Genomic DNA, 12,386 nt, shown 5'->3' with positions numbered 1-12,386 from the left:
TTAAGTTTAGCTTAACCTTTCAATCCTATTAAGGTTCTATTTTACGGGGAATATCAGCGCCGGCGTCAGCATTCCGCACATTCTTTCAATCCTATTAAGGTTCTATTTTACTGTTTACCACGAAGAAACTGTCCGTGTCCGTATAAATCTTTCAATCCTATTAAGGTTCTATTTTACAACATCATCATACAGCGGAGCATCCGCCCAGATCAAAATCTTTCAATCCTATTAAGGTTCTATTTTACTTAAATCCAGTCCTCCAAATCTAGAACATCTACAAAAACTTTCAATCCTATTAAGGTTCTATTTTACGCTAGTCTGGTATTCCATTTCAAAAACTTTACCAACTCTTTCAATCCTATTAAGGTTCTATTTTACTCCCTTATCCTTCTTTCGGTCTTGTACCCCATATTTTCTTTCAATCCTATTAAGGTTCTATTTTACCAAAGATATGTTCAGGAAGGTTGCAGCCGAATATATCCTTTCAATCCTATTAAGGTTCTATTTTACTGCTTCGGTATCAGGAGGCACCTCTCCGTACAATTACTTTCAATCCTATTAAGGTTCTATTTTACCCGTAATGGAGGCGGTTTCTTCTATTCCTTTGGTGATTCTTTCAATCCTATTAAGGTTCTATTTTACCCAGAACCCAACGGACGTCGGTGACAGCGTGACTTTCTTTCAATCCTATTAAGGTTCTATTTTACGTCTGGAAGCGGGTCGGCGATAAGCGGTGCCACGTCTCTTTCAATCCTATTAAGGTTCTATTTTACTGTTTCCGCTGTATTGCTCGCCACCGGGGAAGTACCTTTCAATCCTATTAAGGTTCTATTTTACGTTGAAGGGTGTGCCTGTGGTGTTTGAGTTGGTCAGATCTTTCAATCCTATTAAGGTTCTATTTTACCTTGCCCACATCGGTCGGGTTCTGCGATGAGGATATCGTCTTTCAATCCTATTAAGGTTCTATTTTACCTTCGCGGAACGCAGTTTCTCAAGAGTTTCTCTACTCTTTCAATCCTATTAAGGTTCTATTTTACCGGCATGGGTTTCGCCATAGTTGAGAATGCGATGTACTTCTTTCAATCCTATTAAGGTTCTATTTTACTCTTCATTCCTGGCCATAAAGATGGGAAAGGTGGCTACTTTCAATCCTATTAAGGTTCTATTTTACACGTTGAACCCACTTCTAAATTGCCGTTATCCCCATTCTTTCAATCCTATTAAGGTTCTATTTTACAGACCCATCCCTCATCAAGCATACGCTTTATTTCCGACTTTCAATCCTATTAAGGTTCTATTTTACGTTATACTGACGTCCAGAACTTCACCGTCAACGTGCTTTCAATCCTATTAAGGTTCTATTTTACCCGGTTTCCGGTATATATCACTTCGTTCATATATATCTTTCAATCCTATTAAGGTTCTATTTTACTAGTAGCCCCGTAGTTGTTCCGGATATATCTCTTCTCTTTCAATCCTATTAAGGTTCTATTTTACCAGGGTGAGACTGCTTCAGTTTCGATCGCCGTAAACCTTTCAATCCTATTAAGGTTCTATTTTACGAGCGAACGGTAGTCGAAGATGATGGCGAGGAGGAACTTTCAATCCTATTAAGGTTCTATTTTACCGTTGTCTTGTACAACCCGACCCAGCAGGTGTCGCTCTTTCAATCCTATTAAGGTTCTATTTTACTTATTTGCAGCAGAAAGACCTTACGGATCTTTCCAACTTTCAATCCTATTAAGGTTCTATTTTACTCTGCTATGACTGAATCTGACCATGACTGCAGAGAACTTTCAATCCTATTAAGGTTCTATTTTACAAGGCGATGCAGTCTCGGTCGTAGAAGCTTGTGAGACTTTCAATCCTATTAAGGTTCTATTTTACTTATAGTCCTCTTCGTTCTTGATTGCATCGGCACTCGTCTTTCAATCCTATTAAGGTTCTATTTTACCATTTTTTTCGGTCTTATCCCTCAGCCTGAACGAACTCTTTCAATCCTATTAAGGTTCTATTTTACCCGAGGTAGATAATCAGTTCATGACTATATTATCTTTGTTTTCGAGATTCGTAAAGTGTACAGAACCTAAGGTCTTAGGGTTGGTATATAAAGGATCTGTACATTTCCTAAGATGACGCCATCAAACAAGAGCTTCTTTAAGATCCATTATTTTGGCATAACTAGGATTTTTCCCGTACAATTCTCAAGATGTGAAGGTATCCTGTTTTTATAAGTCAATGCCAAGTTAGTTTCATAGAAATTCATTAGAATTCGAACATTTATGTTCGCATTAGTCTAGCATTGAAACCTTTGTCTATTAATGTATGGCTTTCACACGTCCTCTTAGAGAATTTCTCTAAAACCTTAACCAAAAAATTGAACTTTTATTCGGACGCCCCGGACGGGATTTGAACCCATGTCACAGGCTCGACAGGCCTGTATGATAGGCCACTACACTACCGGGGCATAATTTCCCATATAGCTACTGAATATTTAATAATTTACGTCATCCGTAGCTTATCCCATTCGTCACGACATGCATCATCCGCCAGCAGCATAGAATTTTCAAGTATAGCTTAGCCACATAACCCCCCGATCGGCATTCATACAGGCCCAATTTTAAATTTGCATATTCTTGGCTCCCTTTTTGTTGGCAAATTGAATCACCGGTTGCCACCAATACGCCCGTCATCGTCGGCAATTGCCAATCATTATCTATGCCATCGGGATATCGACATGGCTATCAAGATCGTAAAGAGCTGCTGGCGATATGTATGGACGTAACTTCTGGAGTCGCCAAATTACATGGAACGCCTTCGATAAGAGGTAGGGGCCCCATACTCCTGACAACATCCATAGGATCGTTCCTGACCCCGTTTCTCTCAAGCGCGGCGGCGTTCGCTGTCCCAAGCATAGGCCGGTACTTCCACCTGTCGTTCATACAGGCTGCGATCATCCCCATGGTCCTCCTGATACCGCTGGCATCCATGATGATATTCCTGGGGAAGTTCGCCGATGCCGTGGGCCGCGTGCTGATATTCAGGATGGGCTTCATGGTGTTCATGGCCTTCTCTCTGGTGGCCGCCTTCTCCCGATCGTACACCATGCTCCTTGCCTCCCTGTTCATGGTCGGCTTCGGGTCCGCCGCCCTGAGCACAAACGGAACGGCCATCGTGAGCTACATATTCTCCCGTGGCGGCCGTGGCTTCGCGCTGGGCATAAACGCCATGGCCGTCTACCTCGGCCTCACGTTCGCCCCGTTCCTGGGCGGCACCCTCATAGAGGCATACGACTGGCAGTCCGTGTTCTACTTCTCCGCTGGCATGGCCGTCGTGGGATACGCGGTCTCCATGTTCAGCCTGAGATCGATAGACATGAGGGGCCGAAGATCGCGCGAGATACCGCAGGCCGGCCTGTTCATGGCCTCTCTTCTGTCCATAACATCATTCGCAGCCCTGGGGTACTTCTTCGGATACCTCCGCCTGATCTATCTCATCGTTATCGGCCTCATCCTTCTGGGCATCTTCGTGTACAGGGAGATCCGATCCGATGTGCAGGTCATACCGAGGCAGATGGTCTCAGGCAACAGGACCTTCGTTGCCTCGAACATAACGGCGCTGCTGAATTACCTGAGCACGTTCTCGATAGTCTTCGTCTTCTCCATATACCTGCAGGCAATACTCAGGATAACGCCGTTCATATCAGGCCTCATAATACTGCCGGAGCCAGTGATGATGGTGCTCCTGTCGCCTGTTGCTGGCCGGCTATCAGACCGCTACGGATCGAGGGTGATAGCGTCTCTCGGCATGATAATCATAGGTGCATCGTTCATCTACCTCTTCGTCTATGCCGGAAGGGACATACGCGTGATCATGGCATCCCTGGCGGTCATAGGCGTGGGCTTCGGCCTCTTCTCTGCACCGAACACCAATTCAGTCATGAGCTCCATAGACCCGATGTTTTCCGGCATCGGTTCTGGGTTCCTCGGCACGATGCGGTTCCTCGGGCAGCTGTTCAGCATAATAATGGCCTCATCGATACTCTCATCGTACATCCCCAGGGAGCTCGTGTCAGGAATATTTTCCGGTGCCGTAGTATCCATAGATCCGGCCTATGCTGCTGACTTCGTGCACGGCTTCAGGATCGTGATGATCGTATCGGGAATTCTGAGCCTTGCCGGCGCCTACACATCGCTGCTCAAGAACAGGGGGAGATGACCTTCGAACCATTTTGAATATATGCATGTGCAAAATTTATTTAAATGCGACACAATACCCGTGGAAAAGGTTGAAATGAAGCGATACTTGATCACCAGCGACGGGACCGTGATAGCAGGTTATGGTTACGGTTCCCCCGTCACAGGGTATGGAGAGCTTGTTTTCACCACCTCGATGACCGGTTATCTCGAGAGTATGACGGATCCGTCATACGTGGGCCAGATCCTCGTGTTTGCGTCGCCTACGATAGCGAATTACGAACTGCGCAAGGGCGTGATGGAGAGCGACAGGGTGAAGGTATCTGGCATCGTGACCAGGGACGCTCACATAAACATGCCGGCCGGGACCCTTGGCCTGGACTTCGACCGTTTTCTGAGGGACGAGGGGATACCGGCCATAGACGGGGTTGACACCAGGCTTCTTGTGCGGAAGATAAGGCAGGGCGGCGTCCTCAGGGCATACATAGCGGACGATCCTCAGGGCCATTCTGATTTCCCCGATCCCATGTCCGAGAATCTTGTTGCCAGGGCCGTTGACGCCAGGGGCGTGAAGAACATCAGGGGTAAAGGCGAAAGGAGGATACTTTTCATCGATCTTGGTTCGAAGAAAACGCTGAGAGATATGATGCTGGAACACTTCTCCCTGATAATGGCTTCTGCGGATTCCGATCTTGATGCCATCGATAAATACGATGCCATATTCGTGTCCAACGGGCCCGGCGATCCCGATCATCCGTCGCTGAGGCCGGTGGTGAATTTTCTGAAGAGGAACATAGGCGTGAAGCCAATCTTCGGAATATGCTTCGGGCTGCAGATAATAGCGCTGGCATACGGATCGAAGACGTACAAGATGAAGTTCGGCCACAGGGGATCGAACCATGCGGTCACGGATGGGAACCGCATATACGTAACGACGCACAACCACGGGTACGCCGTGGACCCGGATACCGTGAGGGACTTCCATGTCAGGGAGCGCGACATAAACGACGGCACAATCGAGATGATCGAGGACGGGATGATGATGGCCGTGCAGTACCATCCGGAAGCTTCGCCCGGTCCGCACGACACCAGGTGGTTCTTTTCTGAGATGAGGAGGAGGACGGAGGATGCCGCGAAGGGATGACATACACAGGATACTCGTTATCGGATCAGGGCCGGTCGTGATAGGCCAGGCCGCCGAGTTCGATTATTCCGGGTCGCAGGCATGTCTATCGTTACGCGAGGAAGGGTACTATGTGGTGCTCCTTAACTCAAATCCTGCCACGATACAGACGGATCACAGGATAGCGGACCGCGTATATATCGAACCGATAACAGTGGAGGCTGTGGAACGCATAATTGAGAAGGAGAAGATAGATGCCATAGAACCGCACATGGGCGGGCAGACTGCCCTTAACCTTGCCGTGAAGCTCAAGAACAGCGGAATATTGCAGCGATACGGAATAAAGATAATAGGTACGCCGGTGGAATCCATCGAGCTGGCCGAAGACCGTGAAAAATTTTACGAATTCTTGAAGGCAATGGGCGAGCCGCAGCCCGCGAGGTACAGGATAAGGAGGGATCATATCGATGAGGACGTCGCTTCAATTCCGGATATTCCGGTGATAGTCCGGACTTCGTTTTCCCTCGGTGGAACCGGCGGCAGCATCGTGCAGAACAGGCAGGACCTGCTGGCAATGGCGGAGAACCTCTTCCGGGCATCGGACATAGATTACCTGGAGGTGAATGAATCGCTGGAGGGCATGAAGGAGATCGAGTACGAGGTCATACGGGATTCCTTTGGGAACTGCATAACAGTGTGCAACATGGAGAACCTCGATCCCATGGGCGTGCACACGGGCGAGAGCATCGTCGTCACTCCGTCCCAGACGCTGAGCGACATCGAGTACCAGATGCTCCGCGATTCAGCCATACGCATCATATCCGGCCTGGGGATAGAGGGCGCCTGCAACATACAGTTCGCGCTGTCAGAGGGCAGGTACTACGTGATAGAGGTAAATCCGAGGACCTCGAGGTCGTCCGCGCTGGCCTCCAAGGCAACCGGTTATCCGATAGCGAGGATAGCGGCGAAGATAGCGGCAGGATACGGCCTGCACGAGATAAAGAACCCAATAACGAAGAGCACGTTCGCGGCCTACGAGCCGTCCCTTGATTACGTTACTGTGAAGATACCGAGGTGGCCCTTCGACAAGTTTTCCGTTGACCGCACCATCGGCGTCCAGATGAAATCCATAGGCGAGGTCATGGGCATAGGTCGCACGTTCGAGGAGGCGCTGATGAAGGCCATAGCCAGCCTTGACAACGCGTTCTCTTCGAACATAAGGTTGCACGTTCCTGACGATGAACTCTGGCGGCTCATAGGGAAGCCCAACGACCGCAGGATCTTCGCCATCTTTGAGGGCCTGTTCCGCAACTTCGACGTGAAGCGCATGTCCAGGCTTTCCGGTTATGACGAATACTTCATAGAGAAGATGCGCAACATCGTTGAGGCCCTTCGAAACATGGACATGGGCCGCATTCCGGAGAATCTCCTGAGGATCAAGAGGATCGGGATACCTGACGAGATCATTTCCGCGTTCTGCGGTGTGCCTGCCGATACGATCACGAAGTACAGGATCGACAGGAACATCATGCCGGTCTACAAGCGCATCGACACATGCTCCGGGGAATTCGAGGTCGCCGTCCCGTACATGTATTCGACCTATGAGGATGAGGACGAAACGCCAGACCTGTCCGGTTCCATAATGATCATAGGCTCTGGCCCGAACAGGATAGCGCAGGGCCTGGAGTTCGACTACGGTTCCGTGAAGGCGATTCTTGCCCTCAGGGACATGGGCTACAGGAGCATCATGCTGAATTCCAATCCGGAGACGGTTTCGACGGACTTCGACATATCCGATGCGCTGTTCTTCGAACCGGTGACCCCGGAGTACGTCGTGAACGTCATACGCAGATCCGGATGCGCGGGACTCATAGTCCAGTTCTCCGGGCAGACCGGGCAGAACATGGCCAGGAGGATAGAGGAGATACTGGGCAAACATATCGTATTGGGAACGTCGACGGAGAGCATAGACCGCATCGAGGATCGCACGGTCTTCTCAAGGGTAATAGAGGGCCTCGGCATAAAGCAGCCGCCCTTCGCCATCGCGGAGAACGAGAACGATACGGTGAGGAAGGCGATGGGCCTTGGCCTTCCCATAATCCTGCGTTCAAGCCACGTGATAGGCGGACGTTCCATGGAGATCATATACGATGTGGATTACCTGGCAGACAGGGCCAGGGAGATCTTCGCCATATCGAAGAACGTGCTTGTGAGCAAGTACCTGGAAAATGCCGTCGAGATGGACGTGGACTTCGTATCAGACGGCACCTCGTATAGCATATGCGGGATCATCGTGCATATAGAGGAGGCCGGCGTGCACTCTGGTGACGCAACCATGGTCTACGGCCCCGGCATAGTGCCCGTGGATATAGAGAAGAAGATCGAGGGCATCGTCGGCAGCATGGTCAGGGAGTTCAGGCTCATCGGACTATCGAATCTCCAGATCGCCGTGCGCGACGGGGACGTCTACGTTATCGAACTAAACGCCAGGTCCAGCAGATCCGTGCCCTTCATATCCAAGGCGACTGGCATTGACTGGGTCCGCCTTGCCGTCGAGTGCATGATCGGTTCACGCATCGAAAATAAGCGTATGGAGGCGAAGAGCTACTTCCTGAAGGTATCCGTCTTTCCGTTCTCAAAGTTCTCCGACATGGACGTGGTATATGGCCCGGAGATGAAGTCGACCGGAGAGGCAATGTATCCGGGCCGAACGCTGGCCGAAGCGCTGAGAAAGAGCCTTCAGCGCAGCATATCATCCGTGCTCATAACGGTAAGGGACGAGGACAAGCCCAGGATTGTGGACATAGCGAGGATCCTGCTGGAGAAGGGCGTAAAGCTGTATGCCACGGCCGGAACCTCTAAGTTTCTCGCGGATCACGGCATACCCACTGAGACGCTCTACCGGGTCAGGGACAGGAGGGAACCGCGCATCCTGGACATGATCTCGTCAGGATCTATAGACATGGTGATAAACACGACAGAGATGACCGCCGGTGCCGTCAGGGACGGTTTCAAGATAAGACGGATCTGCATAATGCGGGGCATACCGCTAATAATGAACATAAATTTGGCAAGGGCCTACGCGGAGGCGCTTGGACAGGTTGAGGTGGATTACCGCGAGATCGGCGATTACCTGCAGGTGTCATGAATGAGGGAGAACAGGAGCGAGGAGGCCGTCCGCACCATTATAGGCAGGATAAGGGAAGCTGTGCCGGCCCACAGGTTCGTCTTCAGGGATCCGTTCTGGATGCTCATAACAACCGTGCTCTCGCAGAGGACCAAGGACGAGACCACGGATGAGGCCGCAAGATCCCTTTATGAAAAGTACAGGGACATCGACGGCCTTGCGGACGCCGATCCGGATGAGGTCGGCCGTATAATCAGCAAGGTCGGGTTCTGGCGCGTGAAGAGCCGGAAGGTAGTCGAAATAGCGAGGATAATAAGAGATCGCTATAACTACAGGGTTCCTGACAGCATCGATGAACTCGTATCGCTCCCCGGCGTCGGCCTCAAGACCGCGAAGGTCGTGCTGGCGGAGGGCTTCAACAGGCCGGCAATAGCGGTCGATACGCACGTATTCAGGATATCCCACAGGATCGGCTGGTCATCGGCCAGAACGCCGGAGGAAACATCGGAAGAACTGGAAAGGATCATACCGGTCGATCTGCAGGTTGGCTTCAATCCCATGATGGTTGAGTTCGGAAAGGCCATATGCAGGCCAGTTCGCCCTCTATGCGACAGATGCCCGGTATCGGAGTACTGCAGGTACTACGAGGAAAAGGTGAAAGATTCAGAAAAATAGGGTCACTCGGCCACGGGGCCGTAGGTGACGAGGTTCTTCAGTTCCTCGGTGCTGTATCCCGTGCGCACGGCGAGGAAGTAGATGCCCAGGCTTATGACCGCAAATATCGCATAATCGTACGGATATGCGATGACGCCTGTGCCAAGCGATCCGTAGTACGAGACTGCCCCGATCAGTATGTTGTACACTATGATCCACACCGATGATACGATCTCTATCGACCTGGACTTCAGGTATGCGTAGGCGAAGGTCGCCGATGGTATTGCGGAGATCAGCGGCCAGTAGTATACGAAGGGCAGCCTCCCGGTGTAGCCGGAGAAGCCGACAACTGCAATGAGTATCCAGTACACTGCCGATATTATTATCGATGCCCGCAGGCTGAGGTTCAGCTTCTCCCTGAACTTGCTGAGCAGTATCAGCGGCAGGCCGGCGTAAACAACCAGTATGAGGAAATCGATTATGGAGAATCCGGACCAGTAGACAAGCATGGATGCGACGACGAACGCTATGGGGCTGAGTACGGAGGCTGCTGGGAGCCTGAATGGCCTGTGTATATCTGGCGCGTTCTTCCTTATCACCGTGTTGGTTATTCCGGCGGAGAGGTAGGCGTAGACGGTGAACGACGCGTTGATTCCCACGATCAGGTACCAGCTCGGGAACGGCGCAAGGAAGAGCGATGAGAGTATGAGCGTGAAGATCAGGCCGACCCATGGCGTCCTGAACCTGGGGTGTATCGACCCGAAGAATTCAGGTATGACGTTGAGCCTGGCCATGCCGTAGAAAGACCTGGCCGATGTGCCCTCGTAGACACCGAGCGATGCGAACGGGGATATGAAGGCATCGATGAGTATCACAACTGCGAATACCGACAGTATCAGGACGCCGGAATATTTGGTGGCGTAGTAGAACGGCCCTGAGGCCCAGGAAGAGGTGCTGAGGGCTGCCCAGTCGCCCGGGCTTATGCCTATGGCGCCCCATTTTATGGAACCGATGAAGGCGATCTCGAGCGCCACGTATATGCCTATTGTCGCCAGCATGGCAGCGATGAGGCTTATCGGCACGTCCCTCTGCGGATTCCTGGCCTCCCCCGCGTACTCTATCCCCTGCCTGAAGCCCTCGAACGCGTAAACAACGCCGCTGGGTATCAGCGCGGCGAATATTGCGGCGGAACCGTAGGGCAGGAAACCGTGCGCCACATAGAAGTTTCTCGGGTTAAACGACAGCGACATGATGAGGACGACCGTTATGACCGGTATGGCAAGCTTCCACGCTGTCATTATTGTGTTCAGTTTTCCGTAGACGTTGACACCGATGAACTGTATGAAGAAGAAGAAACCGATCAGCACTATCGAGACGAGTATGCCCAGCGGCGTCAGAACGCCGGCGCTGCTGTTGTAGAACTGCGGCATGTACGTTGACGTGTACGTGACCACGGATATGGCCTCAACGGTGACGGTGGACACCGCACCGATGAGGTACGCCCACCCGATCAGGAAGTTGGACATGGAACCGTGGGAGTACTGGTTGAACCTCACTATCGATCCGGAATAGGGGATAATGCCGGAGAGTTCGGCATAGGTCAGCGCTATCACGAAGAAGAAGAGGGCAGCTATGATCCATGTGAATATGGACGCCGGCCCGACGTAGTCCGCAGCGTCCAGGGCGGCGAATAGCCACCCGGATCCGATCATTCCCGTGATGGACAGAAAGAAGAGGTCCCACATGCCCAGGCTTCTCCTCAGCTTTGCATTTCCGAAATTCGTATCTTCATTCATCATCTCGTAATGGCATGCGTATATATAAATTTTCGAAGTGTAATTACGATATTCGTATTCAATGGCCTTAGTGGATGGATCCGAAATTTATCTTCACATTCTTGTGCTGCGTTTCATGGAATGTGCGTTTTGATGCCGCATTTTTTGTACCTCCGATCACTGATCTCCGGACGAAGGTATATAAATAAGGATCATCGCTATCCATGCAGGAGGTTGGGATTCATGGGTATTTACGACATTTTTGATGATGAATCGGCCAGGAGCATATCCGGAATGTCCATAGATGAGATGGCGAAGAAGTACGGCACTCCGGTGATCATCTATTCACGGGCAAGGATCGTCTCAAATATCAGACGTATCAGGGAGGCCTATGAGAACCGTGTAAGGATGCTCTACTCCGTCAAGGCCAACGACAACCCTAGGATCATAGAGATCATGCATCAGGAAAGCATCGGATCAGATTCAGCGAGCCCGATGGAGATCATGATGTCCATTTTCTCTGGAATACCGCCGGAGGACATACTCTACTCCCCGAACAATGCCTCCGAGTACGATCTCAACTTCGCGCTTGATCGCGGGATAGCCATAAACTTCAACACTTTCACACAGTACAGGAAGATGAGGGAAAAGCCCGAGAGGATATCCTTCAGGATCAACCCGGGTTTTGGCATGGGCGAATTCGCAGGTACCACCACCGGGGGTGCCAGGACAAAGTTCGGGATAGACCCGGATGCCGCCATCCTGGCCTACAGAAAGGCCAGGGAGGACGGGATCAGGGAGTTCGGTATACACATGATGATCGGATCGAACAACAGGGATCATGTCAAGATCGCTGAAGCGTATTCGAATTTCTTCCGCATTGCAGACAGGATCGGGAGGGAAGCGGGCGTGAGTTTTCAATTCGCGGATGTTGGGGGTGGCCTGGGCATTCCGTATGTCCAGGGCGAAAACGAACTGGACATTGCGGCACTGGGGTCAGCCGTGTTGAAAGAATTTGATCGATACCATTTCGGCGATCTCGTCCTCGAACCGGGACGCTATCTGGTTGGCGATGCCGGCATCATCGTCGGCACAGTCAACGATGTGCACAACGGCTTCGCGGGCACAGACATCGGCATGAACCTCAACATAAGGCCGGCCCTGTACGGCGCCAGGCACACGATAATCCCGGTCGGAGAGAGGGTTGAGGGCGAGAAGATCACCGTCACCGGGCAGATATGCGAGAACACGGACAGGATCGGCGATACGGCATGGAGGTTGAGTGAGGGCGATCGCATAATGGTGCTCGATGCCGGCGCCTACGTTTACTCGATGAGCTCCAGGTACAACGGCAGGCCGAGGCCGCCCGAGATCATGATCATGGAGGACGGGAAGGACGTGATGATCAGGCGGAGGGAGGATTTCTCGGATTTCATCGCAACCGTCGTCTGAACTGAACAAAGTTTCACAATATTTATATAGTAATCAGATAATGTCATAAGGAGGTCAGA

General features: G+C 51.3%; 6 protein-coding genes, 1 tRNA gene and 1 CRISPR repeat array (1 of these 8 only partly in view). Of the genes, 5 read left to right on the top strand and 2 right to left on the bottom strand.

What is annotated here, in order from left to right:
* Positions 1-2,020: a CRISPR direct-repeat array (repeat unit 29 nt; unit sequence CTTTCAATCCTATTAAGGTTCTATTTTAC); it reaches 1,038 nt to the left of the window's first position.
* A gap of 374 nt (positions 2,021-2,394) precedes the next feature.
* Positions 2,395-2,467, bottom strand: a tRNA-Asp gene (locus tag TA_RS04085).
* 308 nt (positions 2,468-2,775) lie between these two features.
* Here TA_RS04085 and TA_RS04080 point away from each other — a divergent pair.
* Genes TA_RS04080 through TA_RS04065 form a run of 4 tightly spaced genes read left to right on the top strand, consistent with a single transcriptional unit; the run spans position 2,776 to position 9,121 of the window.
* Entirely contained in the window at positions 2,776-4,218 is a 1,443-nt protein-coding gene (locus tag TA_RS04080) for an MFS transporter (protein ID WP_156778506.1), read from the top strand.
* Between the two features lie 60 nt (positions 4,219-4,278).
* The gene (carA, locus tag TA_RS04075; RefSeq protein ID WP_241761798.1) at positions 4,279-5,340 is read left to right on the top strand and encodes a glutamine-hydrolyzing carbamoyl-phosphate synthase small subunit; all 1,062 of its coding nucleotides are present in this window, start codon (positions 4,279-4,281) and stop codon (positions 5,338-5,340) included.
* A complete protein-coding gene (gene carB / locus TA_RS04070; protein WP_010901204.1) occupies positions 5,324-8,467 on the top strand; it encodes a carbamoyl-phosphate synthase (glutamine-hydrolyzing) large subunit in 3,144 nt (1,047 codons plus the stop codon). The genes carA and carB overlap by 17 nt, the downstream gene beginning before the upstream one ends.
* Entirely contained in the window at positions 8,468-9,121 is a 654-nt protein-coding gene (locus tag TA_RS04065; RefSeq protein ID WP_010901203.1) for an endonuclease III domain-containing protein, read from the top strand. It begins immediately after the preceding gene.
* Positions 9,122-9,123: 2 nt separating this feature from the next.
* Here the strand turns inward: TA_RS04065 and TA_RS04060 are convergent, their stop codons facing one another.
* Positions 9,124-10,899: an APC family permease gene (locus TA_RS04060; RefSeq protein WP_010901202.1), complete on the bottom strand. Its 1,776-nt coding sequence runs from the start codon at positions 10,897-10,899 to the stop codon at positions 9,124-9,126.
* Between the two features lie 219 nt (positions 10,900-11,118).
* Here TA_RS04060 and TA_RS04055 point away from each other — a divergent pair, with 219 nt between their 5' ends.
* Positions 11,119-12,327, top strand: coding sequence for a diaminopimelate decarboxylase (locus TA_RS04055; protein ID WP_010901201.1), 1,209 nt, complete (start codon positions 11,119-11,121; stop codon positions 12,325-12,327).
* Positions 12,328-12,386 lie beyond the last annotated feature (59 nt).

The sequence above is a fragment of the Thermoplasma acidophilum DSM 1728 genome (genome assembly GCF_000195915.1).
Lineage (GTDB): Archaea > Thermoplasmatota > Thermoplasmata > Thermoplasmatales > Thermoplasmataceae > Thermoplasma > Thermoplasma acidophilum.
Note: the sequence above shows the minus strand (reverse complement) of the source record. Positions and strands in the feature narration are given on the sequence as shown.

What these genes read in the sequence shown, in the direction of transcription:
- TA_RS04080 (WP_156778506.1), top strand. Translation starts at nt 2,776, where the DNA reads ATGGACGTAACTTCTGGAGTCGCCAAATTACATGGAACGCCTTCGATA.
- carB (WP_010901204.1), top strand. Translation starts at nt 5,324, where the DNA reads ATGCCGCGAAGGGATGACATACACAGGATACTCGTTATCGGATCAGGG.
- TA_RS04055 (WP_010901201.1), top strand. Translation starts at nt 11,119, where the DNA reads ATGGGTATTTACGACATTTTTGATGATGAATCGGCCAGGAGCATATCC.
- TA_RS04060 (WP_010901202.1), bottom strand. Translation starts at nt 10,899, where the DNA reads ATGATGAATGAAGATACGAATTTCGGAAATGCAAAGCTGAGGAGAAGC.
- TA_RS04065 (WP_010901203.1), top strand. Translation starts at nt 8,468, where the DNA reads ATGAGGGAGAACAGGAGCGAGGAGGCCGTCCGCACCATTATAGGCAGG.